The following is a 26455-nucleotide window of genomic DNA, read 5'->3' as shown; positions in this document are numbered from 1 at the left end:
GCTAGAGGAGTGAAACCCGATGCAGTTGCACGATCTGAAGCCCGCGCCGGGATCGCGGAAAGAGCGGACCCGCGTCGGCCGTGGTGACGGGTCCGGCAAGGGGAAGACTGCCGGGCGCGGTACCAAGGGCCAGAAGGCGCGCGGCACCGTGCGCCGCGGTTTCGAGGGTGGCCAGAACCCGATCTACAAGCGCCTGAGCTACCGCCGCGGCTTCGTCAATATCTTCAAGACGGTCTATGAGGTGGTGAACGTCGGCCGGCTCAACGAGTTGGACATCGACGGCCCGATCACCCCTGAGGTGCTCTACGAGCGCGGTGTAACCCGCGGCCTTGAGTACCCGGTGAAGATCCTGGGCGACGGTGAGGTGACCCGACCGCTGACCGTGCGCGCGCACAAGTTCTCCAAGAGCGCCCGCGAGAAGATCGAGGCCGCCGGCGGCACCGTGGAGGCCATTAGCTAATGCTCGAAGCAGCCATCAACGCCTTCAGGATCCCCGACCTTCGACGCAAGATCCTCTTCACCGTCGGGATCCTGGTCCTGTTCCGCTTCATCGCGACGATTCCCGTGCCCGGCGTGGACCGGCAGGCGTTGCAGCAGCTCCTGGAGCAGAACCAGCTCCTGGGCATGCTGAACCTGTTCTCCGGGAGCACGCTGAAGAACTTCTCGATCCTGGCGTTGGGCGTCTACCCGTACATCACGGCGTCGATCATCATGCAGCTCCTGACGCCGATCATCCCGCGCCTGGAGGAGCTGTCGCGGGAGGGACAGCAGGGGCGGAACCGGATCAACCAGTACACCCACTGGCTGACCGTGCCGCTGGCGCTGCTGCAAGGCTACGGTCAGGCGGTGTTGATGGCCAACGCCGGGGTGTTGAGGGACTTCGGGCTGTTCGATGCCGACACCGCGCTTCGCAGCATCTCCGTCCTGCTCGTCATGACGGCGGGCACCGTCTTCCTGGTCTGGCTGGGTGAGTTGATCACGGAGAACGGGATCGGGAACGGCGTCTCCATCATCATCTTCGGCGGCATCGTGGCCAGCCTGCCCCGCTCGGTGGCGAATCTCATCGGGGGTGGGACGGCGACGCAGAACGTGATGGGCACCATCGGCTTCGTGCTGATCGGCCTCATCACGATCGTCGGCATCGTGCTCCTGAACGAGGGGGTGCGCCGCATCCCGGTGCAGCATGCCAAGCGCATCCGCCGCGGGCGGGTGTATGGCGGCGGTAGCACCTACATCCCGCTCAAGGTCAACTCCGCCGGGATGATCCCCCTGATCTTCGCCATCAGCATCATGGTTTTCCCGGGGATGATCGCCAACTTCCTGCAGACCTCCGACCGGGATTGGGTGCGGAACCTGGCGACCTCCGTGGCCACCGCCTTCAACCCGAACGGGCTGCTCTATCAGGTGATCTACTTCGCCATGGTGGTGGCGTTCACCTACTTCTACACGATGGTGCTGTTCCAGCAGCAGAACATCGCGGAGAACCTCCAGAAGCAGGGCGCCTTCATCCCAGGCGTCCGGCCGGGGAAGAACACGGACGCCTATCTGACGCGGGTGCTGATGCGCATCACCCTCGTCGGCGCGCTCTCGCTCGGTGTGGTGGCGGTGCTCCCGTACATCGCGGCTCAGATCACCGGGGTCACGACGCTCTTCCTGGGCGCGACGTCGCTGCTGATCGTGGTGGGTGTCGCCATCGACACCATGCGCCAGCTTGAGGCGCAGTTGATGATGCGGAACTACGAAGGCTTCCTCCGCTGAGGAGAGGGCGCGTCATGGGTAAAGACGGCGCACGACACGTCGTCATCATGGGCCCGCAGGGTGCGGGTAAAGGGACACAAGCGGCCATCGTCGCGCCGCGGCTCGGACTGGTCCACGTCGCCACCGGCGACCTGTTTCGGCAGGTCATGGCCAGCGATACGGAGCTGGCGCGGGAGATTCGCAGCTACTACGACCGCGGCGCTCTCGTTCCCGATGACCTCACCCTGCGGATGCTGACCGAACGGCTTGACGAACTGGCAACCGAGCGACCGGAGGCGCACGGCGCGCTGATCGACGGCTTCCCGCGCAACCAGGCCCAGGCCGAGGCGCTGGACGCGGCGCTGGCGGCCCGGGGCGACTCGATCGCGGCGGTGATCCACATCGCGGTGCCGCGTGAGGTGCTGATCGAGCGGCTGAGCGGGCGCCTGGTCTGCCGTAACTGCGGGGCGACCTACCATAAGGTGTTCAACCCGCCGAAGCAGCCGGGCGTTTGCGATGTCTGCGGCGGCGAGTTGTACCAGCGGAGCGACGACACGCCGGAGGCGGTTGAGCGTCGCCTGTCGATCTACTACGAGCAGACGGAGCCGGTGCTGCAGCACTACGCGAAGGCCGGCCTGCTGGTCAATATCGACGGCAACCAGCCGATCGAGGCGGTCACTGAGGCCATTCTGGCCGCGCTGCGGTCGCGGGTCGAGGCGAGCTGATGGCAATCGCGCTGAAGTCGGCCCGCGAGATCGGTTTGATGCGCGCAGCGGGACTCGTCGTGGCCGAGGTGCTCGACCTGATGCGCGAGCGGGTAGCGCCCGGGATCACCACGCGGGAACTCGACCGGCTGGCCTATGAGCTCATCACCGCGCGCGGTGGGAAACCGTCCTTCCTTGGTTACCACGGCTACCCGGCCAGCATCTGCGCCTCGGTCAACGAGGAGATCGTCCACGGCATTCCAGGAGACCGGGTTCTGGTCGAGGGAGACATCATCTCGATCGACGTCGGGGTGATCATCGATGGCTACCACGGCGACGCTGCGATCACGTTGCCGGTCGGTCAGGTCAGTGACGAGGCCCGGCGGCTGATCGCGGCGACCGAAGGCGCTTTCCGTGCCGGTGCGGCCGCCGCGGTCGCCGGGAAGCGGTTGGGCGATATCGGTGCGGCGATCGATTCATACGCCGCGGCGCACGGGTTCGCAGTTGTCCGCGAGTACACCGGGCACGGAGTCGGGCGCGCCATGCACGAGGAACCGACCGTGTTCAACTACGGGCGGCCGGGGACCGGGTTGCGGCTGAGGCCAGGGATGACGCTCGCGATCGAGCCGATGCTCACCCCGGGGTCGGCTCGGACCCGGGTGCTGCCGGACGGCTGGACGGTGGTGACGGCGGACGGGGCGCTAGCCGCTCACTACGAGCACACGGTGCTCGTGACGGAGGATGAGCCGGTGCTGTTGACCGCACCGGCGGAAAGTGTGGTATAATCCCGCTTTGTGGCGCACACACGCGGTCCGCCGGTTTTCGCGTGCGCGGGTTGAGGTGTGGTTCGGTGGCAAAGAAGGATGTCATCGAGGTCGAAGGTCGCGTCACAGAGCCCCTGCCGAACGCCATGTTTCGTGTGGAGTTGGACAGCGGGCACGAGGTATTAGCCCACATCTCGGGCAAGCTGCGGTTGAACTTCATCCGCATCCTACCTGGGGACCGCGTCCGCGTCGAGTTGTCGCCGTACGATCTGACGCGGGGCCGCATCACGTATCGACTGCGCACGTAATGGGCGTGGCGCCCAGCGTGTGAGAGGTGGAGAGACATGAAGGTAACGGCATCGGTGAAGCGCCGGTGTGACAACTGTCGGATCATCAGGCGCCGCGGGGTGGTGCGGGTCATCTGCACGAACCCGAAGCACAAGCAGCGGCAGGGGTAGGGAGGACGGACGCTGATGGCTCGAATCGCGGGTGTAGACCTCCCCCGGGAAAAGCGGGTCGAGATCGCCCTGACCTATATCTACGGCATCGGGCTGTCGACCAGCAAGAAGCTGCTGGAGCGCACGGGTGTGTCGCCGGATACCCGCGTGCGGGATCTGACGGACGACGAGGTCGGCCGGCTCCGCGACATCATCGAGAAGGAGATGGTGGTCGAGGGGGACCTGCGGCGCGAGATCAACATGAACATCAAGCGGCTGATGGACATCGGCTGCTACCGCGGGCTGCGGCATCGCCGCGGGCTCCCGGTGCGCGGGCAGCGCACCCGGACCAACGCGCGCACCCGCAAGGGTCCGAAGCGGGCCATCGGTGTTCGCAAGCGCGGGCGTTAGGCTGCGCGCGCATAGCCGCTAGGCAACAGGGAACCAGCAGAGGGAGGACAGCAACTCAATGGCGGATCGACGGCGAACGGGTCGAGGGCGGTCGGCGCGTCCGCGCCGGAGGGATAAGAAGAATATCCCCCGGGGGCGGGCGTATATTCAGTCCACCTTCAACAACACGATCGTCACCCTGACCGACCAGGCCGGCAACGTGGTCGGATGGGCGAGCGCGGGTTCCTCCGGCTTCAAGGGATCGCGGAAGAGCACGCCCTACGCCGCCCAGGTGGCCGCCGAAAACGCGGCGCGGAAGGCGATGGACCACGGCATGCGGCAGGTCGACGTGTTCATCAAGGGGCCCGGCGCCGGCCGGGAGATGGCCATCCGGTCGCTGCAAGCCGCCGGCATGCAGGTGCTGTCGATCTCTGACATTACGCCGGTTCCGCACAACGGTTGCCGCCCGCCGAAGCGGCGGCGCGTCTAGGCCGAGTCCAGTACGGCTTACTGGGCTGAGGAGGACGAATGGCAAGGTACACCGGTCCCGTGTGCCGGATCTGCCGCCGCGAGGGCATGAAGCTCTTTCTGAAGGGCGAGCGCTGTCTCGGCCCGAAGTGCCCGATCGTTCAGCGGCAGCCGGCCAAGAACTTCCCGCCGGGGCAGCACGGTCAGAAGCGCACGCGGCGCCCGTCGGAGTACGGTCTGCAGCTCCGCGAGAAGCAGAAGATCCGCCGCATGTACGGCATCATGGAGCGGCAGTTCCGGCGTCACTTCGAGGAAGCCGAGCGCCGCGGTGGTGTCACGGGCGAGAACCTGCTCCAGATCCTGGAGATGCGCCTGGACAACGTCGTCTACCGGCTCGGATTCGCCGACTCGCGCGCCCAGGCGCGGCAGTTGGTCCGCCACGGCCACTTTACGGTCAACGGGCGGAAGACGAACATCCCGTCGTTCATCGTCAAGCCGGGCGATGTGGTCGCGGTGCGGCCGCAGAGCCGCGAGCGCGAGTACTTCAAGATTGTGGCCGAGACGGCGGGCTCGAAGCAGGTGCCCGAGTGGATCTCGCGCGACATGGCGTCGTTGAGCGGCCGGATCATCAACGCACCGACGCCGGACCAGATCGAACGACCGCCGTTCAACGAGCAGTTGGTCGTCGAGTTCTACAGCCGATAACCATTGAACCTGGCGCAGCGGGGCCGCTGCCTGGCCCGACGGCCCCGCCCGCACTGGGGATGCCCAGAGGAGGCTGATTCGCTTGTTGGAGATAGCCCGACCGAGAGTTCAACAGACCCACGCCGGGGTCAACTACGGCCGCTTCGAGATCGAGCCGTTGGAGCCCGGCTATGGCATCACCATCGGGAACGCCCTCCGGCGCATCCTGCTCCGGTCACTCCCGGGCACGGCCATCGTGCGGGTGCGTATCGCCGATGTCTGGCACGAGTTCTCGACGATCGAAGGCGTGCGCGAGGATGTGACGGAGATCGTGCTCAATCTCAAGCGGGTGCGACTGAAGGCGCTGACCGAGTCGTTCCGCGAGGGCCGTGCCAGCCTGTATGCCCAGGGTGAGGGAGTCGTCCGCGCCGGCGATATCGACTGGCCCGGCGACGTCGAGGTGGTCAACCCCGAGCACATCATCGCGACGCTGGACAACGACGACGCGCGGCTGGAGATGGATCTGGTCATCGCGCGTGGCCGCGGTTACCAGCCGGCCGAGATGCAGGAGATCTACACGATCGGTGAGATCCCGGTCGACGCGATCTTCACGCCGATCGAGAAGGTCAACTACGTGGTCGAGCACACCCGCGTCGGCCAGATGACCGACTACGACCGGCTCATCATTGAGATCATCACCGATGGGACGATCGAACCGGCTGACGCGCTGAGCGAGGCGGCCCAGATCCTGGTCGATCATGCCCGCCTGATCGCGGACTTCAACCGCGAGCCGAGCGAGCCGGAAGAGGAAGAGGACACGACGCCGAGTATCGTCGACAACCGGCCGCTGGCGGAGCTCGGGCTGTCGCCGCGCGTGCTCAACGCGCTGCGGAGCCGGCAGATCGAGCGCGTCGGACAGGTGCTTTCGCTTCCGCAGGAGCAGTTGCTGTCGATCCGCAACTTTGGTCCTCGCTCGCTGCAGGAGCTCCGGGAGCGGCTGGCTGAGCACGGCTACACGCTCGCGATGGATGCGGCGAAGGAGAAGGAGGCCGCGTCCGAGGGAGAGGCGGCTGAGGACGCCGAGGCTGCGCTCTCCAGTCAGGTGGAGGAGACCAACGAATGAGGCATCGGGTCGCCGGACGGAAGTTCGGTCGTTCGACCAAGGAGCGGAAGGCGCTCTTCCGCAACCTGGCGATCTCACTCATCCTGCATGAGCGCATGACGACGACCGAGGCGAAGGCCAAGACGGTCCGCCCGATCGTCGAGAAGTACGTCACCATGGCGCGCGAGGATACGGAGCACCGGCGGCGGCTGCTGATGGCGCGCCTGGGTGACGAGCGCGCTGTGGCCAAGCTGTTCGAGGTGCTTGGACCGCGCTTCGAGGGGCAGGCGGGCGGCTACACGCGCATCTATAAGCTCGGGCCACGGCGCGGCGATGGCGCGCCGATGGCGGTGATCGAGTTCGTCGCCTAAGGCCCGGGCGCGGGGCGGCGATGGGGCAGCCGATCGCCGTTCGCACCTTCCGGGTGGATCTCGGCTACGACGGCGGCGCATTCTTCGGGTCGCAGCGTCAGCCGGGCGTCCGGACGGTGCAGGGGGTGCTCGAAGCGGCTGCCGAGCGCCTGGCCGGGGAGCCGATCCGGGTCGCGCTGGCGGGGCGCACCGATCGCGGAGTCCACGCGGTCGGGCAGGTCGCCAGCCTCCGCATCCGGTGGGCGCGCTCGGCCGACGAGTTGGCGCGGGCGTTGATGGCCCTGACTCCCGACGATGTCGTGGTGTATGGGGCCAAAGAGGTCGACGAGCGCTTTCACGCCCGGTTCGCCGCTCGCTGGCGGGAGTACCGGTACTTCGTCTGGGAGGGACCGGTACCGACGCTGATGCGGGACCGCGTCTGGGTCGTCCGGACGCCGTTGGACCTCGCCGCGATGAACGCCGCGGCCGCGGCGTTCGTCGGGCGGCACGATTTCGCGGCGGTCGCGGGTGCCGGGGTCGGGGTACCGGGATCGGGCGTCGACACGACGCGTACGGTATCCTTGGCTGGCTGGCGAGTTGTGGACCAGCCGTTCGAGCGTGACGACCGCAGCGGGCGACTGCTTGAGTTCGGAATTCGGGCCGACGGCTTTCTGCCGCACATGGTGCGGAACATTGTCGGGAGCCTGGTGGCGGTCGGCCGGGGTGACCGGCCGATCGAGTGGACACGAGAGTTGCTAGCCGGCCGGGACCGCCGTCGCGGCGAGGCGCCGGCCCCGGCGCAGGGTCTCGTTCTCTGGCGGGTCGCCTACGACGACGACCCGGATGGCGCCGAGTAATCGGATGACGCCGCAGGCAACACGGGAGTTGAGGGTGATGAAGACGTATTCGCCAAAGGCCTCCGAGATCGAGCGCCAATGGTACATCGTCGACGCGGAGGGCAAGACGCTGGGGCGGCTCGCTTCCCAGGTGGCGACGATCCTCCGCGGCAAGCACAAGCCGACCTTCGCCACGCACATGGACACCGGTGACTTCGTCATCGTCATCAACGCGGCGAAGGTGAAGGTGACCGGGAACAAGGAGCGCGACAAGATCTACTACCGGCACTCCGGTTACCCGGGCGGCTTCAAGCAGACCCGGTTCGCAGACCTGATCGCCAAGCATCCCACGCGGCCGGTGGAGCGGGCGGTGCGCAACATGCTGCCCAAGAACGCGCTCGGCGAGAAGATGTTCAAGAAGCTGAAGGTGTACGCCGGGCCCGAGCATCCGCACCAGGCGCAGCGCCCGACGGAACTCCGAATCGAGGGCTAGAGGAGGGGCGAACCAGGTGGAAGCAACCGCGAGCACGGCACCAGCGGAGAATCAGGCGACCGGTGATCGGCCGCGCTACTTTTACGGGGTTGGCCGGCGGAAGACCGCCGTTGCCCAGGTCCGGCTGTACCCCGGCAACGGCCGCATCACGGTCAACAAGAAGGAGCCGCGCGAGTACTTCGGCGGCCGTGACATCTATCAGCTCATCATTTCCGAGCCGCTGCGGCTGACCAACACGTTTGACCGCTTCGACGTCCGCGTTCGCGTTCGAGGCGGCGGGTTGAGCGGCCAGGCGGGCGCGGTGCGGCACGGCATCGCGCGGGCGCTGCTGCGGCACGATCCCGAGCTGCGGCCGGTGCTGCGCCGGGCTGGGCTCCTGACCCGCGACGCGCGGGTGAAGGAGCGGAAGAAGGTCGGGCTCAAGCGGGCCCGCAAGGCGCCGCAGTACACCAAGCGCTAGCGGGCGTTTTACACGCACACACGCGCACTCCGAGGCGTCGGCCATGCCGGCGCCTCGTTTGGTTATGGGCGACGCGGATGGTGCGTGGTCTGACCGGTCCGGAGCGCCGCGAAGATAGCCGCGCGGCAATAACCGATGGCCGCGGCCAGCCGCCGCTCGGTGGACGGGAACCAGGGTACCCGGAGGGCGACGGGGCTCAATTCCAGCGTGACGAGGCCGTCGTATCCTGCACGAACCAATCTGTCCAGCACGTCGCCGAGGGGGAGAACACCGGTGCCGGGGAGCTGATGGTCGCGCAGGAGGGCGTTCGCGAGGCCCACGGGGAACGTCCGTCTCCCATAGTCGCTCAGGTGGACGTTGGCGAGATGGGGAGCAAGCGGCGCAGCGACCTCGAGCACGTCCCATCCCTGGCTGGCGGCGTGGGCGGTGTCGTAGGTGATCGCGACGCCCCACTCCTGGGCGAACCGAAGCAGCCGGTCTGGATGATCGAGGAATGGCTCTGGATCGGAGCGTCGCAGCCGCCCGGTATTCTCGATAGCAATGCGTGCGCGCCCTTGCTCCGTCACGGTGAGCGCCGTATCGATCGCGTCGAACCAGATGCGCGTGCCGGGCGCATGCAACGTCGGGGCGCTGGGGAGGTGGACCACGAGCGCATCGCAGTTGGCCAGGCGATGTGCGAAGTGTGCCGAGATGAGGATGTCTTCGGCCGCCCGTTCAAGGGAGGGATCACGCAGGCGCATAACGGTGTGTACCGCGCGGACCGGAACGCCGGTCTGGTGCTCCAACGCCTGAATCCGCTCCGGTCCATCACGGACTAGGCGACTGGTGAGCATCAGTTCCACGCCATCGGCGCCGGCCCGGCGAGCCAAGTCGAAGGCACACCGCAGCGGGATGCCGGTGAGCGACCCTGTAGAGACGAGGATCTCCATACAGAACGACCTCGGTCCGACGATGACCGCTCCACTGAGGGTCGGCTATGAGGGCCCGCTCGGGATATCCGCTCCCAGTGTAACACGTCCCTCGTATCGAATCATCCCTTGCCGTCAGGTCGGCGGACACTCCGGACAATAGCCTCGGCCACGGCACGCTGCGCCGCCGTACACCACGTCAGCACGGCGTGGTCGGGCGGCGAGCCCTCCCGGCGTCCCAGGACGAAGACGACATCTCCATCGAAAAGGGTATGGGCCGGACGAACCGCGCGGGCGATTCCGTCGTGCGCGGCGACCGCCACCCGCACCAGTGCGTCGCGGTCCATCTCCCCGTCGACGGCGACCACCCCGATGACCGTATTCAATCCCGAGCCCTGGTTGGGCGATCGGCCACGCAGGATGACCTGCTCGGTATCGGCCCAGGTACCAGGCTCGTCGCCGCGCGTTCCGGCGAGGATCCTTCCGGTGTCGGGATCGACCACATCACCGAAGGGATTGACCACGAAGAGCGCGCCGAGTGTGCCGAGCTCTGTGTGAACACACGCAGAGCCGATCCCGGTGGATGTCGCGCGATCGCGTCCCGCAGCCTTGCCGGCGGTCGCCCCGCTCCCGGCACCGACGCGACCCGAGATCCACCCGTCGGGCACCGCATTGGCGGCTGCCTCGTAGCCGGAGTCTGCCGTCGGAAGCGGCGGCGTCGGGCCATGGAGATCGAAGATCACGGCACCCGCGACGATGGGCACCGGGATGCTGGCGGTTGGGAAGCCGCGGCCTCGCTCACGCAGCCACTTCACGACCCCGTCGGCGGCAGCGAGACCGAAAGCGCTTCCACCGGTGAGGAGGACAGCGTCGACGCGCTGGACCAATCGCCCCTGCTCGAGCAACGCGACCTCACGAGTTCCCGGTGCACCGCCGCGTACGTCGGCGACCGCCAGCGCAGGCGCGTCGGCGACGATCACCGTGCAGCCGGTCGCGCCGCTGGGATGCGTCCAGTGCCCCACGCGGAACCCGGCGATTGCGAATGGCTCCCATCCGTGGTCACTCACGGGCGCTGCTCCCGTCACCGGCGTTGCGCGGACCGACCGTGAACGTTGCATAGGGCGTGGCGACCTCGACCGGGCCGCCGAACGCCTCCATCGCCTCAGCGCGCAGCCGCTCGCGCCCCAACTCTGCCCAGTAGTGGGTGAGGAGCAGGGTCCGGGCCTCGGCTGCCGCTGCCATCTCGCCGGCCTGCCGCGCGGTAAGATGCCCCACTGTACCGCCGATCTCCGGGTCGTCCAGGGTTGCCTCGCAGACCAGAAGGTCGGCCCCGTGGGCGAAGTGCGCGAGGTCTGGGGAGTGGGCCGTGTCAGCGAGGTAGGCGAGCACGTGCTGGCCGTCCTCGATGCGCATCGCCCAGCACGGGATCGAGTGCCGCGTGGGGTGAAATCGGATCGTCAATGAGCCGATGGTGAGCTCGCTCGCAGCATCGTACTCGGCGAGCGCGTACACCGACTCGAAGAAGTCGCCGGAGGGCTCACCGTCGGTCGCCAGCGCTGCCGCGATGCGATCGAGGAAGGCCAACCCGCCCGGCGGGAGATAAACGGGCAAGCGACGATCGTTCGAACCCGGCCCGTACTTCAACCCGTAGCGCAACGGCACGAGATCGAGGGTGTGGTCGGCGTGGAGGTGGGAGATGATGATCGCGTCCAGCGTGCGCACGTCGGCGAGATCGCGCAGGACGGGGAGGGTACCGGGCCCGCAGTCGAGGACTACGCGCATGCCCTCGTGCGTGACGAGGTAGCCGGCGCACCCCTGTGCCGGGTTAGGGCAGGCGGCCGCGCCGCCTAGGACGGTAAGGTCCATCCGGTTCCCTCCGTTGCCTTGCCGAGATGCGAGATGTCGTTCCAGCAGTGGAGTGTCACGGCCCCAGATGGCGCGATCTCAACGTGCGTGACGCTGCAGTTGGCGACCATGAACTTGTCCCACTTGTTGGGATCGCCGGTCAGGAGTTGCGCCAACCCGGAACCAATGACCATGAGATGGCTCACGATCACCAACCGCGACCCGGCGTACATCTCACGGAAGGCGTCGAGGGCGCGCCCAACGCGGGCGTGGAACTCCCGCCGTGTTTCGCCGTTGGGGAATCCTGCATCGAGATCCCGGCTGTCCATCAGCCGGGCGTAGAGGTCCGGGTGCTGCTGCCGGAGTTCCTGGAGGGTGTGTCCCTCCATATCACCGAAATTCAACTCCATGAGGTCGTCGAGCAGTGTGGGTGTCAGGGCGAGCCGTCGCCCGATCGTCTCCGCTGTGGCACGCGCTCGCTGGAGTGGGCTGCTGTAGATCGCGCGGATGTCCGCGAGATCGGCGAGCCGCTCGGCGACCCGCTGGGCCTGCAGCCGCCCTCGTTCGGTCAGTGGCAGGTCGGTGCGGCCGTGCAGGCGCCCGTCCAGGTTTCCGGCGGTCTCTCCATGTCGCACGAAGATAATCTCAGTGCCCATCGGTGTCCCCCTCTGAGTGGCCACAACGCGGGGTAACGGTCCGCCTGTGCTACTCATCATAACACCGATGTGCCGCGTCACGTTCCCGCCGCGGCGTCCTGACGCGTATCGTGGCACCCTGCCTGACAGTAGTCGCAGAGGTCGCGGATGCAGCACTCGTCGCATCGCGGGCGGGTGGCCTTGCAGACCCGGCGTCCGTGCCGGATCAGGCCGACGTGGAACGGGTAGACGTCCTCCGGGCTCAGGAGGGGTTCCAACCGGTCGTGCGCGGCGGCTTCGCTGACGCCGGGATCGATCAACCCGACCCGCCGGGAGACCCGATAGACGTGCGTGTCGACCGGTAAGGCGGGGCGCCCGCAGGCGAAAAGGAGGACGCAGGCCGCAGTCTTCGGGCCGATCCCCGGCAGGCTCGTGAGGCGGCGCTTCGCTTCGGGAAGCGGCAAGGTGAAGAGGGATGCCAGCGGCGGATTCTCGCCCGAGTTCAGGGCAGCCTCAAGAGCAGCCTGAATGCGCGGCGCTTTTTGTCGTGCCAGCCCGCCGCTGCGGATCGCGTCGGCCACCTCGTCCACCGGCGCAGCCACGACCTCTTCCCACGTCGGGAAGCGTTGCCGGAGCTCAGCGTAGGCGCGAGCCGAGTTGACGTCCGAGGTGTGCTGCGACAAGATCGTCTGCACCAGCTCCTCGAGGGGCGTGCCCGATGGCTGCCAGGGGCCTACGGCGTGGGTCACGCGCAGACGGCGCGTGATCTCGGCGGCTCGCCTGCGACGCTCACTGCCGTCGACGGCTGACTGCGCGGTCGCTCGGTACTCCATGATCCCCATTGTAGTCGACGCCGCTCCACAACGGCACGCCATGGCATCATTCCGGCGTGGGGGTCGGCGGTGGGGCCGCGCAGCGAGAAGGCGGGACCAACGTGGTAGTGACTGGCCGGACGTCAGGGATCCTTCTCCATCCGACATCGCTCCCAGGACCGCACGGGGTCGGCGACCTCGGTGACGTCGCAGCGCGGTTCATCGACTGGCTGGGCGAAGCGCAGCAGGGCCTGTGGCAGATCCTGCCGCTTGGGCCTCCTGGCGCTGGAGACTCCCCGTACGACGCGCGGTCGTCGTTCGCGGGCAACCCACTACTGATCGCGCTGTCGCCGCTGGTCGAGTGGGGTCTGCTGACCGCTGACGAGGTGCCGCCCCCGCTGCCTTCGGATCCAGAGCGCGCCGACTTCGCCGGGGCGGCCAGCGTCAAGATGCCAGCCCTCGCGCGCGCATTCGAGCGCTTCGAGGCGGCCGGCGCCGGGGAGTTGCACGCCGCCTATGAAGACTTCTGGCACCGCGAGGGGGACTGGCTGGCCGACTATGCCCTCTACGCCGCGCTGCGTACCGCCCACGACGGCCTGCCCTGGTACCGCTGGGAGCCGGCTCTGGTCCGCCGCGAGCCGGAGGCGCTCGCTCAGTGGCGGGAGCGACTGGATCGCGACGTCCGCTTTCAGGCCTTCCTCCAATTTGTTTTCGATCGCCAGTGGCACACCCTGAAGCAGCGCGCCAACGAGCGGGGCATCCGAATCGTCGGAGACATCCCCATCTACGTGTCGCACGACAGCGCCGATGTCTGGGCGCACCAGGATCTCTTCACCTTGGACGAGGCGGGCCAACCGACGATGCGCGCCGGGGTCCCGCCCGACTATTTCTCCGCGACCGGTCAGCTCTGGGGTAACCCGTGCTATCGCTGGGATGCGCTGGCCGCAACCGGCTACCGCTGGTGGATCGACCGGTTCCGCCGGGTACGCGAGCTCGTCGACCTCGTGCGGGTGGACCACTTCCGGGGGTTCGCTGCCGGGTGGCAGATCCCGGCGGGAGAAGAGACGGCGATCAACGGCGCGTGGGTACCCGGACCGGGTTTGGACTTCTTCCAGCGACTGCAGCGTGAATTAGGTCCAGTCCCGATCATCGTGGAAGACCTCGGGGTCATCACGCCGGACGTCCATGAGCTGCGAGAGCAGCTCGGTTACCCGGGGATGCGCGTGTTGCAGTTCGCGTTCGGCAGTGGAAGCGACAACCCCTACCTCCCGCACAACTACGAGCCGAACACGGTCGTCTACACCGGCACGCACGACAACGACACGACGCTCGGTTGGTTCCGGACGTGCCCGCCGCACGAGCGGGAGCACGCCCTCCGCTACCTGGGGACGGACGGCCATGACATCGTGTGGGATCTGATCCGGCTCGCGTTCATGTCGGTGGCGAACGCAGCGGTGGTCCCGCTGCAGGATGTACTGGAGTTGGGCAGTGAGGCGCGGATGAACGTTCCCGGCACGGCGAGCGGTAACTGGGCGTGGCGCGTCCGTGAGGATGCGCTCACTCCAGAACGCGCGCACCGCCTTGCCTCCCTCACGGACACGTACGGTCGTGCGGCAGGGGCGGGACCATAGCGCCCCCGCGCTACACGTGGGCGGTCGTCTGGTCGCGAAGGCGGCGGAGTTCTGTGGTCTCGCGGACCTCGTCGGCCTCGAGCGGGTGGAGGAGCAGATCGATCGCGATCCAGATAGTGCGGGCGATCGGGTAGAACGTCACGGCAACGACGGCGTTGACGGCCAGGCCGACCAGGAGCAACGGGAGCATCGGCACGTCCGGCCAGGTCTCGATGACGGCGGCGATCATGATCACCGCGAAGACCAGCTCCGTGAAGATCAGGTTGATCGCCATCGCGCCGGTCCAATACCCCTCTTCGCGCTCGAAATGAATCCCGCACTTGCGGCAGCGCAACCGCATCTTCCACCACCAGCGGTAGGGGCCCGGATCACCGCAATTCGGGCAGCGGCGGAGGCAGCCGCGCAGGAGTACGCGCAGGGCCGTCGCACGATCAGGCATTCACCCATCCTCCTCGAAGAGGACCAGTGCGTCCTCTACGATCTCCAAGTGTACCATCCTCGGGCGTGCATTCGGCTCCGCCTGCGGCCGGCACGACGCCGATCGCGGTCCTCGAAGGGGCGTGTCTCACCACTGGAGGCGGTGCCGACGCCGACGATTGGGACATACAGAGCTCCCGGCGTTATCGACCGGATGCCCCGTTATCGGCGGCGATCGCCGGCGTCACCGGGCAGCGAGGTCCGCGGCCGTGGGGGCGGGGCAGCGCGGCAGTCGCTCCTGCCGGTAGCCGAGTGCATAACCGGCTTGCATGCCGGTGTGGATCTGGCTCGTCCCGCCGAAGATCACGCTCCCCTTGACGTTCCACAAGAGGCGCTCGAACGGCTCGTAGGGCGGCGGACCAAGCGTCTCGCGGATCTCGAGCGCGTCGCGGCAGGCTTGATAGGCGGCTTCGGTCGCTTGCCACTTGGCCAGGCCCGTTTCCCGCGCGTTCGGCACCCCCTTGTTCTTCAGCGCGCCCGCCCGGTGGATAAGGAGGCGACCGCGCTCGACGGCGCAGACGATGCGGGCGACGCGCTGCTGGACCCACTGACTCCGCGCGGGGCCAGTGCCGTCCGGGTCAATCTCGCGCAGGAACGCGACGGTGGCGTCGAGCGCGGCCTGGGCCGCCCCCACGGCGCCGGCCCCCACGGTGTACAGACCGTTGCCCAGGGCCGACATGGCGACGGCGAAGCCCTCGCCCTCCAGGCCGAGCAGTGCGTCCTCCCCGACCTGCACGTCCTGCAACACCACGCTCCCCGTGCTCCCGGCCCGGATACCGAGCTTGCCGTGGTACGACGTCGTGCTGAGCCCGGGAGTCCCACGCTCGACAAGGAACGCCGTGATGCCACGATGGCGACGGGAGCGGTCGACGGTGGCGAAGACCAGGAAGAGGTTGGCTTCGTCGACGAGGCTGATCCAGGCCTTCTCCCCGTTCAAGACGTACCCGTCGCCGCAGCGGCGTGCGCTGGCGATGAGGCTGCCAACGTCCGACCCTACGCCCGGCTCGGTCAGGGCGAAGGTGGCGATGCGCTCCCCGCGCGCGAGGCGCGGTAGCCAGTAGCGGCGTTGCTCCTCTGTGCCCCACTGCAGGATCGCCAGGCCGACGAGGGCGAGGTGGACGGTCACGGTGATCTGGTGGGCGGTGTCGATCCGACCCAACTCCTCGCAGAGGACGGCCAGGGCGCGGTAGTCGTACCCCAGGCCGCCGTATTGGGGTGGCAGGCTCCATCCGAGGAAGCCCTCTTCCGCCATGGCGGGAATTGCCCGAGCATTGAACCGGCCCTCGCGGAACTCATCCTCGATGGTGGGGGCGAGCACCCGCTCGCCGAAGGCGCGGACGCGCGCCGCCAGTTCCTGGTATTCCTCCATGGCCGTTTCGCTCCTCCGGAAGTCGCGCTGTCGCCCGCCTTGCGCCCGATTCCTGCGCCACTCTGGGGAGAGGAGGGGCGCGCCATTATAGCGCATGAGCCCGCCGGAGCACCCCTGCTCATCGCCACGTCGGAGGCTGGGGCACGGTTAGCCCGCGCCCGCGTTGCCATCGGTATTGTCGGCGAGCCGGCGTGGTGCGCAACTGGCGCCGGGAATGCGCGTGGCGCCGGCGTGGTTCCGAGCGGTAACGGAGAGAACCGCGTCAAGCGGGGTCACGAGTAGGTCGCGGGTGGGGAGGGCGGCTGCGCCCTGTGGCTGGCTGAGCTCGCACACGTGGTCGCAAGAACGGCGGCGAGGGGAGGAGAAAGGGATGGGCTTCCCTCCGGCATCACTCAACACCGTCGGGTCACGCATGGTGTAAATCGACTGGTACACTTCGTAGACGTCAAACCAAGCGCACTGAGAGGATACATCGATGGTGATCGTCACCGGAAAACGGCCTGTTGTTCCCGAGATCGATCCTCAGCAGGCGTGGGAGCGGGCATCGCGCGGCGACGCCGTGATCGTGGATGTGCGCGAGCCGGATGAAGTCGCGGAGGTCGCGGTGCCCGGCGCAATGGTGATTCCACTGGGCAAGCTGGATGAGCAGGTGGAGACGATCCCGTCCGATCGCGAGGTGCTCTTCCTGTGCCGGTCGGGGAATCGCAGCGCGTACGCGACAGACTTCTACCGGCAGCGCGGGCACGAGCGCACCGCCAATATCACCGGCGGGATCATCGCCTGGACCAAGGCGAATCTACCGACGACGCGCGGCCGGTGACGGATGCCCACACCTGATCGCGGACCCGCCGCGGAGGTGATCCGGCGCCTCACCGGAAGCGGCGACCGTTCCGGCCGGCGTGGAGGGCGAGGACGAGTCCGAGAACGAGCATCACGAGGACGCCGACACCGACTACCGGAGCTAGCCAGGTCAGCAGCCACGGCGGGTGGTAGACGGTCAGCAGGAGTCCCAGGCTTACCAGGCTGGCGGCGATGAGGATGGCGCCGATCAGGCGGTTGACCAGCAGGTGCGCTTGGCGCGTCATCTCCTCGATCCCGATTACCCGCATCGCCACCTCCAGATCGCCGTGCTCGGCGCGGGTCAGGAGCCGGTTGGCGCGGCGGGGGAGGGTGGTGAGCAGTCGCATCGCATCGTCGCCCGCGGCGAACAACTGCGGGACCCAGGTCTGCGGCAGGTATTGCTCCAGCACGGCCCGCCGCACGTAGGGCTCTGCGACGGCGAACGGCTCGAAATCCGGGTCCAGCTTCCGGCCCAGTGCCTCATACATCGCGAGTGTCTTCAGCAGCAGGCTCAGCTCGGCCGGGAGCTGGAGGCGGCGACGGCGCACCATCTCCATCAGGTCTTGGAAAATCTCGTTGAAGCGATACTCGCTCAGGCTCACCCCATAGTAACGGTCCAGCAGGTGTTGGATATCGCGGCGGAGCCCATCGCGGTCCGTGCCGCGGCCTACGACCGACAGCGCAGCCAACCCGTCCACCAGCCCGTCGGCGTCCTGGTTCACCGCGGCCAGAACGACGCTGAGGAGCGCATCTCGGGTCTCGTCGTCGATGCGGCCGATCATGCCGAAGTCGAACGCGGCGATGCGACCGTCGGGCAGGACGGCAAAGTTGCCGGGGTGTGGGTCCGCGTGGAACATGCGGTGCACGAAGACCTGATCGAGGATGAGGTTCGCCGCGTTGCGTGCCAGCCGCCGGCGATCGATCCCGGCGCTGTCGAGCGCGGCGATGTCGTCGATGTGGATGCCGTCGAGCCGCTCCAAGGTGATGACGCGAGACGTTGTGTGCTCCCAGAAGACCTTCGGGACCACGACGTACTGGGATCCCGCGAAGTACTGGTGAAGCTGGTCGGCATTGCGGCCCTCGCGCAGGTAGTCCAACTCGCTGCGGAGCGTCCAGCCGAACTCGTCGACCAGCGCCACGAGGTCGTACGCCTCGGCCAGCGGGGCGCGGCGTTGGGCGAAGCGCGCCATTTGCATCAGGATCGCGAGGTCTTCCTCGACCTGCGCCGCGATACCGGGCTTCTGGACTTTGACGACCACCGGCGTCCCGCCCGGGAGGCGCGCCGCGTGGACCTGCCCGATCGACGCGGCGGCGATCGGGTTGGGGTCGAACTCGCTGTAGAGGTCCGACAGCGGGCGGCCGAACGACTCCTCAATGGTGGCGATGATGATCTCGGCGGGGACGGGCGGCACGTGCTCGCGCAGCTTGCTCAGCTCGGCCACATACTCCGGCGGGAGCAAGTCCTCGCGCGTCGAGAGGATCTGCCCAAGCTTGATGAAGGTCGTGCCGAGTTCTTCAAGGGCGAGGCGCAGGTGCTCGGGTTGCGTGTGGCGCGGAACCTGCCTGCCGCGGCGGAGCGGCAATCGCTCCAGTGGTACGAGCGTGCTGAGGCCGAACTGGTAGAGGAGCCAGCCCAACCCATGGCGCGAGAGGACGGTGATGATCTCCGCGTACCGCCGGCGGTGAAGGAAAACCGGGCCACGGAGCGAGAGCGACGGCATCGGGCACCACACTCCGGAGAGTACAGACCAGGGACGGCAGGGAGCGCGGGCGTGTTGCCGGCAGCCTATCAGGGGAGGTTCATCTGCCGCAAGCGGAGGGTGGCGAGCGCGAGCGCGGCGACGACCAGCACCACGAGGACGATCGTGGCGGAGGAGAGTTGCAACGCGCGATCCAGGCGAATGGCCGGGTTGTCGAGGATCCGGACGAAGACCGACTGGGCGAAGTGCCGCACGCTCAGCATCTTGATACCCGGGATGAACCGCGCCAGGGCCGATTCCCAGATCAGCACGTAGATGATCCCCACAAGCAGGGCACGCGGAACCAGCAGGCTGATCAGCAGGAAGAGCGCACCGTAGGCGGCGACCCCGGCCAGGGTTCCGGCCAGCAAGGCGCCCAGCAGGCGCCCTGATCCGCTCCCCCCGGTCGCGACGGCCCAGGTGGCTACCAGCCCGAAGGTGAAGGCAAGGACCGTCACAAGCGTCGAAGCGATGAATTTCTCGACGATCAAGCGTCCCCGCGCGACCGGTTTGAGGACGATGTAGACAAGCGTGCGGTCGGCGATTTCATTCCCGAGGGCGTTGGTTGCCAGGATCAAGGTCGCCAGCGGCAGGATCGTCGGCGCCAGGATCTCCAGGAAGAAGTTGGACAGGAACTCGGTCGCGTCTCCCGTCGCACTGCTCCAGCGGAAGATAGCTGCGAAGAGGACGGGTGTGGCGGCGAACAGGGCGACCAGAAGGATCGCGCGACCGGCGCGGAACTGGCGCAGTGTCAGCCACAGGATCGGCGCGCGGTGGGTGATCGACATGCTGCTCTTCGCCCTCCTCGGGGTCTAGCGTGCGGTCACGTAGGCGAAAACGCTGGCCAGGGAGTCGTCAAGCGCCGCGACCTCGTACAGCCGGATGCCTAGCTCTCGCGCGACCTTCGGCACGGCGCGGTAGAGGTCGCGGACGTCGCCGGTCTCGATCAGGACGGCATCGCCGTCGACACGGACGCTTTCAAGCGCCGGAAGGCGGATTAACGCCGCCGCCAGGGTGCGCGGGTCGTCGGCACGCACGCGAACCCGGCGGGCGTGCTCGTCGATCTTGTCGCGGATAGCGCGGTAGTCTCCCGCTGCCGCCAGTTTCCCGTTGACCAGCACCAGGATCTGGTCGGCCAGGCGCTCGACCTCGTGCAGGATGTGGGACGACACGATCACCGTGCGGCCTTCTGCGCCGAGCGCCCGGATGAGCTTGATGAGCTGGAGGCGCTGCAGCGGATCGGTGCCGGTCAGCGGCTCGTCCAATATCAGCACGTCCGGCTGATGAACCAGGGCCGCGGCCACCTTGATTCGCTGGCGCATCCCCTTCGAATAGCCGCCGACCGGGCGATCGGCGGCAGCCGTCATCTCCACCCGCGCGATCGCCTCGGCGGTTGCGGCGTCCGGATCGGGCAGCCGCTGAAGGATGGCGTTGAGTCGGACGAACTCCCTGCCGGTGAGGAAGGGGTAGACCACCTCTTGCTCGGGCACAAGGCCGATGCGCCGGTAGAGACGCGGATTGGCGCGCACCGGCTCCCCGAGCACACGCACGGTTCCCATCGACGGGGCGAGGAGCCCGGCCAGCATCTTCAAGATGGTCGACTTGCCGGCTCCGTTCGGTCCCAGGAGGCCGGTGACACCCGGGCCGATCGCGAACGACACGTTCGAGACGGCGACGACGTCGCCGTACCACTTCGAGACCTCGGTGACCTCGATCGTCCGCGGGCCGTCCGGGGGCACGTACCCAGCGGCTGGCCTCTGCTCTTCGGCTTGCTGTTGGACTTCTACCACCGTGCCGTGCCTTTCGGTCCGCCCGAGTGCGTCATTCCTCGGCCAGGTAGCGCTGGTACATGACGACGCCGCAGATGACGGCCACGCCAGCCACGACGAACAGGTACAGCCAGCCCTGGAGCGGCGCCCCGACCGGCGGAGCGCCGACCGCCGATGTGCCGCCGAAGACCCAGTTGATGATCCGGTCGGGCACGTTGCCGAGGCTGATCAGGTCGAGGAAATCCCGCCACGATGCCGTGATCGCGTTCGCGAGCGCTTCGACAATGGCCGTCTCGATGGTGATGAACCCGATGTAGATGGCTGCCGCCACCCCTTTACGGGCGGTGAAGGACGCGATGACCAGCCCGATGGCGGCGTAGAAGATAGACAGCAGCGTACCCGTGGCCAGGATCCGGCCCACCTCGTCGGGTTGATCACGCAGGTAGCCGAGCGGAGACTCGGCTAGCAACGTGTTGCCGATGAACAAGAGCAGGGGCGGGAGGATCGCGATCGAGCCCAGCAGGATGCCGAGCGCGGCGATCTTGGCCAGGAGGTAGTCGCCACGGGTGATGGCCCGTGAGAAGTAGAGCGGGAGGACGTTCTCCCGCCGGTCGTCGCACAGCATCTCCGGCGCGGCCGCCGCAGCGAGGATCAGGAGCAGGGGCGAGAGCGCGACGTACAGGCTGCTGTAGTTGAACCCCTCCGCCACCGGGCCCACAAAGGCGCGAATGCCGATGATGACCGCTACCGGCAGGAACGAGGCGGCGTAGATGAAGATCGGGATGATCTTGGCTGTCCAGCGCTTCTTGATGCCCAGAGCACCACGAACCGAGTACAAGGTAAGCGCGCGCACCGCGTGTGCGCGACCCTCCCGGCGTCCCTCGTAGTGCTGGTAGCCACGATCGAAGACCTCGCCGTAGCGCGCGCCGGACTGGGCGGCGCCGGCCTCACCCGGCACGCTCGACACCGTCGCTCCCTCCGTTGACCGCCAGTACCTGCTGAACGTAGACGTCCTCAAGCGAGCGCGATTGGATCCGCAGCCCGCGGAGGGCAACATCGAGGTCGGCAGCCGTATCCCGGATCACGTCGAAGACCAGATCATCGGTGTGCTTCACGGCGAGCATGCCGTCGCTCGCCGTTACGGTCGCGCCGCGCGCGACGAGCGCCTCGCGGAAGCGAGCCGCGTCGCCGTCGACCTCTACCAGGATGTCGCCAGCCCCCGCGATCAGCTCACGGACCGGGCCGTGTTGCACCAGCCGACCCTGAGCAACCAACAAGACATAGTCGCAGACTCGCTCGACATCATCGAGCAAGTGGGAGCTGAGCAGCACGGTGATCCCGATCTCGCGGTGGATCCGGTTGATGAGCTCCAGCATCTCTTCCCGGCCCTGCGGGTCCATGCCGTTCGTCGGCTCATCGAGGAAGACCAGATCGGGGTCGTGGACGATGGCCTGTGCCAGCTTGACCCGCTGCTTCATGCCGGTCGAGAACTCCCGGATGAGGCGGTAGCGCTCCTCGTCGACGCCGCAGTGGTACAGCACCTCGGCCGCCCGGAGGCGCGCGGCCCGCGCGGGAAGCCCCGACATCTGCGCCATATGGCCGACGAAATCAGCGGCGGTCACATCGCCCGGCAGGCAATCCGACTCGGGCATATAGCCGGTGCGCTGGCGGACCTGGATCCCGTCGCGCGCGGTGTCGAACCCCAGGACGCTGGCCTCGCCCTCGGTCGGACGGATCAGGCCGAGAAGCAGCTTGATGAGGGTGGACTTGCCGGCGCCGTTCGGGCCAAGCAGCCCAATGGCGCCCGGCGGCACTTCGAGGTCGAGGTGATCCAGCGCGACAACGGAGCCATACGCCTTGCGCAGCCCGCGGCAGATGATGACGGGTTCATCGCGGTGCGGTTCCATCGCCCACCCTTCGGACATTTCGTTCTCGGACCAGCGAGGCGAAAGCGCGCTGGATGACCACCAGTATACCGCCTCCGGGCGATGATCGCGCGCATCCTCGCCGCGTCGGCCTCGTCGCTACGGGTATAATTCAGGTGAGGTGGCTCGGTGCCTAACATAAAGCGAGGAACAACGTGGCAAGCACTGTAGGTCGAATGGCCCGCTGGGGCCGGGACACTGAACTCTCCGTCCGCATGTTCATCGTCATGTTCTTGCTGGCGGCCGTCTACCTCGGCTTCATCGCGGTGCTGTGGTATGCCGGGGTCGACTTCGTCACCATGACCGTCATCGCGGCTGCGTTGCTGGGAGTTCAGTACTTCGCGTCGGACAAGATTGCGCTCATGACGATGGGCGCCCGCGAGGTGTCCCCGCAAGAGGCGCCGGAACTGCACGCGATGGTCGATCGCCTCGCGCAGATCGCCGACCTGCCCAAGCCACGTGTTGCCATCTCCCCGTCCCGCGTGCCCAACGCCTTCGCGACGGGCCGCAACCCCAAAAACTCCGTCGTGGCGGTGACCCAGGGGTTGCTGGAGCGGCTTGACCCGCCCGAGCTCGAAGCAGTGCTGGCGCACGAGTTGAGCCACATCCGGAACCGCGACGTCATGGTGATGACGCTGGCCACCTTCTTCGCCGTGGTCGCGCAGTTGCTGATGCGCTGGCTGTTCTGGGGCGGCATGTACGGCGGGTTTGGCGGCCGGCGTGGCGACCGGCGCGATGGCGGTGGCGGCGCGATCGCCCTGGTCTACCTCGCGTCGATCCTCGTCTGGGTGATCAGCTACTTCCTGATCCGCGCCCTCTCGCGCTACCGGGAGTACGCCGCGGATCGGGGTGCGGCGATCATTACCGGCGCACCGTCGCAGTTGATGTCGGCGCTCATCAAGATCAGCGGCGTCATGGAACGCATCCCCGACCGTGACCTGCGCGAGGTGCAGGGGATGAACGCACTGTTCATCATCCCGGCGGCCAAGGGCCAGTCCCTGGCTGAGCTCTTCTCGACGCACCCGTCGCTGGAGAACCGGCTGGAGCGGCTGCGGCGGCTGTCGCGGGAGATGGAGGGGCTGTGAGGCGGTTCCTGGACGCGCTGCTAGGACGCGCGCGACCCCTTCCGGCGAAGAACGAGCGCCTGTTCGCTATCTCGACGGCCTTGGTGACGCTGGAGATGCAGCTCGGTCTGAAGGCGATCGACCGAGCCGGGATCACCTTCAAGCCGGTGGAGTCCAACTACTTCGAGCGCATGAGCGTCGACTTGAACGCGCTCCTCGAGATCAGCACCCGCGACACCGGGTCACGCTTCGAGACGAAGACCGACCAGTACAACTTCCGCTGGATCATCCTGCAGGATCCCGAGTTCGAGGATCTGGTGGCGACGATCCACATCGTGAGCGAAGAGCTGGTCGCCAACGGGTTCGGCGAGCAGCTCCTCGCGAGCGTCTTCGGCTTCACCACGGCCGAGGGGCAGCACGTGTACTGGATCTACAACTACAAGCGGGGACGCTTCTACCCCTTCGTCCCGCGTGGAAACCGCGCCCGCGACAACGCGCTCGAGCTGCGGATGGGCAGCGCGATGGAACGGGAGCTGCCGGTCGAGCCGGAGCTCGAGCGCTGGTACCCCATTTGGGACATTCCGTTCTAAGCCGAGCGACAGTCGGAACACCGGCGCCCATCATGTGGGGAGTGCGGGTCGTGAGCTTCCGCCCTGCCCCGATCTACGTATCGGATCACAGTGACGCTGATCCGACCAAGAACAAGGGAGGGGAGCCAGCAAACGCGGCTCCCCTTGTGTATTCCTGTCATGCATGTGGTGCGGTCGGCGTCTATCCCGGAACCAGCCCGTCGCCGATGAACATCTCGCTGGCCTCTTCGAACGTCGTGTCGGGAGGCGGCAGGACGATCTCGGACTCCACCAATTCTTCCGGGGGGACCGGCGTGCCGTGTTCGCGCACGAGGGCGAGCAGCTCGTTGAGCAGCGCCTTGAAGCGCTCCTGGTCGCCTGCGGCGATCGCCTCCACGAGGTCGTTGTCGATTGCATTCAACTTGTCGAGGTAGGCGCTGTCGATCTGGTATTGGCCCTCGGTCGCGATCCGCACGATCATTGCTGACCTCCCTCTGGGAGTGTCTTCGGCTGCTCGGGCGCACCAAGCTCCGCCTTGAGCGCCGCCAGCTCAGCGTCGACGCTTTCCCGCACGGTAATCTGCGCCAGTTCGCGATCGATCGCGTCACGCCCGGAGGTGGTGAAGTCCTCCAAGGCACCGGAAGCGATCAGCTCGTCGATGGCTCCGGCGCGAGCCTGGAGCTGCTCGGTCTTCTCCTGGGCGCGATCGAGAGCCAAACCGACGTCGGCCAACTCCTCGGAGAGTCCGGTCACCGCCTCACCGATACGCACCTGGGCCTCGGCTGCCGAGTACTGGGCCTTGACCACTTCCTTGCGCGTGCGGAAGGACTCGATCTTCATCCGGAGCCGGGTCTCAGCCTGCTCCAGCTTCGCCTGCTCCTGGTCGAGCTGCGCCGCCTGCTGATCCAGGTCCGCCAACTGCTGCTGGATCATGGCGCGACGCTCGAGTGCGGCGCGTGCCAGGTCATCTCGTCCAACCGCGACGGCCTGCCGAGCCTGATCGTTGAGCCGGTTGACGCTCTCCTGCAGCTTGGCCTTCTGGAGCTCCAGCCGCCGCTTGGACGTCGCGACCTCGACGACGCCGCGCTTGACCTGCTGGAGCATCTCCAACTGGCGCTCGTAGGAGTAGTCGAGCGTCTCACGCGGATCCTCGGCCGCACCGAGCAGCCGGTTCACCTTGACCTTGATGAGGGTGGTGAATCGGGATAGCAAACCCATCGTCCGTCCAATCTACTCAGTGCGCATCGCACTGCGGGCGCCGGTGAGTCGTTGCGGTCATTATAGCCGCATCCTGCCGGCATGGGAACGAACCGCCAGTCCGATTGGGCGGCGGTATGGGCGGCATCAGAGCGGACCGTGACGGACCATGCCGCCCTGCGTGCCGGATGGGGATTTGGGGAAACTGCCGCTAGCGGTAGCGGTAGGTGATGCGACCCCGGGTCAGGTCGTACGGTGATAGCTCGACGACCACGCGGTCGCCTGGGAGCACGCGGATGAAGTGCTTGCGCATCTTCCCCGCCAGATGAGCGAGGACAGTATGCCCGTTATCGAGCTCAACGGTGAACATCGCGTTGGGCAGCGCCTCGACGACCCGGCCCTCTGCGGTGATGGCGTCGGGGTTGCTCGGGCGCGGCCCGCGTGCTGGCGCCTGCGCGCCACCTCGTCGTTGTGTTGGTCGTGCCATGAATCCTCCTTCTTTGCTCGCGCGGTCAAACCTCAGCCTGCCTCGGGCACGTAGCCCCTGGACCCACACCAGCGGCGGGGTGCGGCCTACGGCGCGCGCACGCCTCGTGGCTGTATCGCATCACGTGGACCGGGACTGCTATGGGAGTCTCTGCCAGCCGCGTGGTGCGGAATCCTCGCCCACGACCGGGACCGGCCGCTGCCCGCACCGGCACCTATCGAGGTGTTGCACGTGCCGGAGGGGCGAGAAGGCAAGAACACGACGTAATCGTACCACATGCGGTCACGCGAGGCCGCCGCACAATCTTCTCTCGCGTAGCCGCAGGCAGGCTGATCCCGGCGGGGAGCGCACCAACGCGCTCGTCACTAGCCGGGAGTCTGGGAAGGTGCGGCGTGTGTTGTGGAGGGGGACTGCCCACCTTACCGCGTTGGGCGATTGGCGCCGTACGAGCCGGCGCGCCCGGTGGGGGCGGGACACCTAGGTTCGCTCACGTCTGGAACGGCATGAGCGTGACGCTGTGGGGGTGGCTCGTCGCCCGCGAATCACCGGCACACGTTGCCGGTCACTCGTACGGGTGAGCCGGCGCGGTGGGGTGCCGGCGCCCATCGAGCCGCCTGTGATGGGCGGTCGACGAGTTTTCGTGATGCACCTGCGCCAGGAGCGTCGCTAGGTCCCTCTCCTCCTGAGCGGAGCCGGGGGGGGGGGGGGGGGGGGGCCCCCGCCCCCCCCCCCCCCCCCCCGCCGCCCCGAGGGGGGGGGGGGG

General features: G+C 67.4%; 33 protein-coding genes. 18 read left to right on the top strand and 15 right to left on the bottom strand.

Features of this window, described 5'->3' with window-relative positions:
- Nucleotides 1-19: 19 nt before the first annotated feature.
- The 14 genes from rplO to rpsI all read left to right on the top strand — a co-directional run bounded on the left by rplO (nt 20) and on the right by rpsI (nt 8425).
- Nucleotides 20-460 (top strand): 50S ribosomal protein L15, encoded by a 441-nt coding sequence (gene rplO, locus IRZ30_RS04340; protein WP_294083331.1) that lies wholly within the window; start codon nt 20-22, stop codon nt 458-460.
- Complete coding sequence (gene secY / locus IRZ30_RS04335; protein ID WP_294083329.1) at nt 460-1758, top strand: preprotein translocase subunit SecY; 1299 nt, start codon at nt 460-462, stop codon at nt 1756-1758. Before rplO ends, secY begins: the two co-directional genes overlap by 1 nt.
- Nucleotides 1759-1772: 14 nt before the next feature.
- Nucleotides 1773-2462, top strand: a complete 690-nt coding sequence (locus IRZ30_RS04330) for an adenylate kinase (protein WP_294083327.1) — start codon at nt 1773-1775, stop codon at nt 2460-2462.
- Complete coding sequence (map, locus tag IRZ30_RS04325; RefSeq protein ID WP_294083325.1) at nt 2462-3226, top strand: type I methionyl aminopeptidase; 765 nt, start codon at nt 2462-2464, stop codon at nt 3224-3226. Before IRZ30_RS04330 ends, map begins: the two co-directional genes overlap by 1 nt.
- Nucleotides 3227-3291: 65 nt before the next feature.
- Nucleotides 3292-3513: a translation initiation factor IF-1 gene (gene infA / locus IRZ30_RS04320; RefSeq protein WP_273030055.1), complete on the top strand. Its 222-nt coding sequence runs from the start codon at nt 3292-3294 to the stop codon at nt 3511-3513.
- A 36-nt stretch (nt 3514-3549) separates the two neighbouring features.
- Nucleotides 3550-3663: a 50S ribosomal protein L36 gene (gene rpmJ / locus IRZ30_RS04315; RefSeq protein WP_012871543.1), complete on the top strand. Its 114-nt coding sequence runs from the start codon at nt 3550-3552 to the stop codon at nt 3661-3663.
- Between the two features lie 15 nt (nt 3664-3678).
- Nucleotides 3679-4053 carry a 30S ribosomal protein S13 gene (gene rpsM, locus IRZ30_RS04310; RefSeq protein ID WP_294083316.1) on the top strand — a complete coding sequence of 125 codons (375 nt, stop codon included), beginning with the start codon at nt 3679-3681 and terminating at the stop codon, nt 4051-4053.
- A 58-nt stretch (nt 4054-4111) separates the two neighbouring features.
- Nucleotides 4112-4522, top strand: a complete 411-nt coding sequence (gene rpsK / locus IRZ30_RS04305) for a 30S ribosomal protein S11 (RefSeq protein WP_294083314.1) — start codon at nt 4112-4114, stop codon at nt 4520-4522.
- Nucleotides 4523-4560: 38 nt separating this feature from the next.
- Nucleotides 4561-5205, top strand: a complete 645-nt coding sequence (gene rpsD, locus IRZ30_RS04300) for a 30S ribosomal protein S4 (protein ID WP_294083312.1) — start codon at nt 4561-4563, stop codon at nt 5203-5205.
- Nucleotides 5206-5287: 82 nt separating this feature from the next.
- Nucleotides 5288-6307, top strand: coding sequence for a DNA-directed RNA polymerase subunit alpha (locus tag IRZ30_RS04295; protein ID WP_294083310.1), 1020 nt, complete (start codon nt 5288-5290; stop codon nt 6305-6307).
- Nucleotides 6304-6657, top strand: a complete 354-nt coding sequence (gene rplQ / locus IRZ30_RS04290) for a 50S ribosomal protein L17 (RefSeq protein ID WP_012871548.1) — start codon at nt 6304-6306, stop codon at nt 6655-6657. Before IRZ30_RS04295 ends, rplQ begins: the two co-directional genes overlap by 4 nt.
- Before the next feature lie 20 nt (nt 6658-6677).
- Entirely contained in the window at nt 6678-7493 is an 816-nt protein-coding gene (truA, locus tag IRZ30_RS04285; protein ID WP_294083296.1) for a tRNA pseudouridine(38-40) synthase TruA, read from the top strand.
- 37 nt (nt 7494-7530) lie between these two features.
- Nucleotides 7531-7965, top strand: a complete 435-nt coding sequence (gene rplM / locus IRZ30_RS04280) for a 50S ribosomal protein L13 (protein WP_294083294.1) — start codon at nt 7531-7533, stop codon at nt 7963-7965.
- A gap of 16 nt (nt 7966-7981) precedes the next feature.
- Nucleotides 7982-8425, top strand: a complete 444-nt coding sequence (gene rpsI, locus IRZ30_RS04275; protein WP_294083292.1) for a 30S ribosomal protein S9 — start codon at nt 7982-7984, stop codon at nt 8423-8425.
- Nucleotides 8426-8487: 62 nt separating this feature from the next.
- On the opposite strand, the gene IRZ30_RS04270 is transcribed toward rpsI, so the two are convergent.
- The 5 genes from IRZ30_RS04270 to nth form a co-directional block, all read right to left on the bottom strand.
- On the bottom strand, nt 8488-9354 hold the full coding sequence (locus tag IRZ30_RS04270) for a sugar phosphate isomerase/epimerase (protein ID WP_294083290.1): 867 nt from the start codon (nt 9352-9354) through the stop codon (nt 8488-8490).
- Nucleotides 9355-9455: 101 nt separating this feature from the next.
- The gene (locus tag IRZ30_RS04265) at nt 9456-10400 is read right to left on the bottom strand and encodes a P1 family peptidase (RefSeq protein WP_294083289.1); all 945 of its coding nucleotides are present in this window, start codon (nt 10398-10400) and stop codon (nt 9456-9458) included.
- Nucleotides 10393-11199, bottom strand: coding sequence for an MBL fold metallo-hydrolase (locus IRZ30_RS04260; protein ID WP_294083288.1), 807 nt, complete (start codon nt 11197-11199; stop codon nt 10393-10395). Before IRZ30_RS04260 ends, IRZ30_RS04265 begins: the two co-directional genes overlap by 8 nt.
- A complete protein-coding gene (locus IRZ30_RS04255; RefSeq protein WP_294083285.1) occupies nt 11181-11834 on the bottom strand; it encodes a histidine phosphatase family protein in 654 nt (217 codons plus the stop codon). The genes IRZ30_RS04260 and IRZ30_RS04255 overlap by 19 nt, the downstream gene beginning before the upstream one ends.
- A gap of 77 nt (nt 11835-11911) precedes the next feature.
- On the bottom strand, nt 11912-12646 hold the full coding sequence (gene nth, locus IRZ30_RS04250) for an endonuclease III (RefSeq protein ID WP_294083283.1): 735 nt from the start codon (nt 12644-12646) through the stop codon (nt 11912-11914).
- A gap of 101 nt (nt 12647-12747) precedes the next feature.
- Between nth and malQ the strand changes: the two genes are divergently transcribed.
- Nucleotides 12748-14256: a 4-alpha-glucanotransferase gene (gene malQ, locus IRZ30_RS04245; RefSeq protein WP_294083281.1), complete on the top strand. Its 1509-nt coding sequence runs from the start codon at nt 12748-12750 to the stop codon at nt 14254-14256.
- A gap of 10 nt (nt 14257-14266) precedes the next feature.
- Here the strand turns inward: malQ and IRZ30_RS04240 are convergent, their stop codons facing one another.
- Together IRZ30_RS04240 and IRZ30_RS04235 are read right to left on the bottom strand one after the other, a co-directional pair.
- Entirely contained in the window at nt 14267-14695 is a 429-nt protein-coding gene (locus tag IRZ30_RS04240; RefSeq protein WP_294083279.1) for a DUF983 domain-containing protein, read from the bottom strand.
- Between the two features lie 222 nt (nt 14696-14917).
- Entirely contained in the window at nt 14918-16102 is a 1185-nt protein-coding gene (locus tag IRZ30_RS04235; protein WP_294083277.1) for an acyl-CoA dehydrogenase family protein, read from the bottom strand.
- Nucleotides 16103-16577: 475 nt separating this feature from the next.
- Between IRZ30_RS04235 and IRZ30_RS04230 the strand changes: the two genes are divergently transcribed.
- Nucleotides 16578-16922, top strand: coding sequence for a rhodanese-like domain-containing protein (locus tag IRZ30_RS04230; protein WP_294083275.1), 345 nt, complete (start codon nt 16578-16580; stop codon nt 16920-16922).
- 49 nt (nt 16923-16971) lie between these two features.
- Here IRZ30_RS04230 and IRZ30_RS04225 read toward each other — a convergent pair whose 3' ends face one another.
- From IRZ30_RS04225 to IRZ30_RS04205, 5 genes are all read right to left on the bottom strand, one after another.
- Complete coding sequence (locus tag IRZ30_RS04225) at nt 16972-18663, bottom strand: AarF/ABC1/UbiB kinase family protein (RefSeq protein WP_294083273.1); 1692 nt, start codon at nt 18661-18663, stop codon at nt 16972-16974.
- Between the two features lie 68 nt (nt 18664-18731).
- A complete protein-coding gene (locus tag IRZ30_RS04220; protein WP_294083271.1) occupies nt 18732-19469 on the bottom strand; it encodes an ABC transporter permease in 738 nt (245 codons plus the stop codon).
- A gap of 24 nt (nt 19470-19493) precedes the next feature.
- Nucleotides 19494-20471 (bottom strand): ABC transporter ATP-binding protein, encoded by a 978-nt coding sequence (locus IRZ30_RS04215; protein ID WP_294083269.1) that lies wholly within the window; start codon nt 20469-20471, stop codon nt 19494-19496.
- Nucleotides 20472-20502: 31 nt separating this feature from the next.
- A complete protein-coding gene (locus IRZ30_RS04210) occupies nt 20503-21417 on the bottom strand; it encodes an ABC transporter permease subunit (RefSeq protein WP_294083267.1) in 915 nt (304 codons plus the stop codon).
- The gene (locus IRZ30_RS04205) at nt 21398-22357 is read right to left on the bottom strand and encodes an ABC transporter ATP-binding protein (protein ID WP_294083265.1); all 960 of its coding nucleotides are present in this window, start codon (nt 22355-22357) and stop codon (nt 21398-21400) included. The genes IRZ30_RS04210 and IRZ30_RS04205 overlap by 20 nt, the downstream gene beginning before the upstream one ends.
- Nucleotides 22358-22530: 173 nt before the next feature.
- Between IRZ30_RS04205 and htpX the strand changes: the two genes are divergently transcribed.
- Together htpX and IRZ30_RS04195 are read left to right on the top strand one after the other, a co-directional pair.
- Complete coding sequence (gene htpX, locus IRZ30_RS04200) at nt 22531-23460, top strand: zinc metalloprotease HtpX (protein WP_294083263.1); 930 nt, start codon at nt 22531-22533, stop codon at nt 23458-23460.
- On the top strand, nt 23457-24029 hold the full coding sequence (locus tag IRZ30_RS04195) for a hypothetical protein (RefSeq protein WP_294083261.1): 573 nt from the start codon (nt 23457-23459) through the stop codon (nt 24027-24029). The genes htpX and IRZ30_RS04195 overlap by 4 nt, the downstream gene beginning before the upstream one ends.
- A gap of 181 nt (nt 24030-24210) precedes the next feature.
- On the opposite strand, the gene IRZ30_RS04190 is transcribed toward IRZ30_RS04195, so the two are convergent.
- The 3 genes from IRZ30_RS04190 to infA (IRZ30_RS04180) form a co-directional block, all read right to left on the bottom strand.
- The gene (locus IRZ30_RS04190; RefSeq protein WP_294083259.1) at nt 24211-24489 is read right to left on the bottom strand and encodes a hypothetical protein; all 279 of its coding nucleotides are present in this window, start codon (nt 24487-24489) and stop codon (nt 24211-24213) included.
- Complete coding sequence (locus tag IRZ30_RS04185) at nt 24486-25226, bottom strand: PspA/IM30 family protein (protein ID WP_294083257.1); 741 nt, start codon at nt 25224-25226, stop codon at nt 24486-24488. Before IRZ30_RS04185 ends, IRZ30_RS04190 begins: the two co-directional genes overlap by 4 nt.
- A 190-nt stretch (nt 25227-25416) precedes the next feature.
- Complete coding sequence (infA, locus tag IRZ30_RS04180; protein WP_294083255.1) at nt 25417-25692, bottom strand: translation initiation factor IF-1; 276 nt, start codon at nt 25690-25692, stop codon at nt 25417-25419.
- Nucleotides 25693-26455 lie beyond the last annotated feature (763 nt).

It is taken from the genome of Sphaerobacter sp. (assembly GCF_019683595.1).
Lineage (GTDB): Bacteria > Chloroflexota > Chloroflexia > Thermomicrobiales > Thermomicrobiaceae > Sphaerobacter.
The sequence above is the reverse complement of the archived record's forward strand: the minus strand, read 5'-3'. Positions and strand labels throughout refer to the sequence as shown.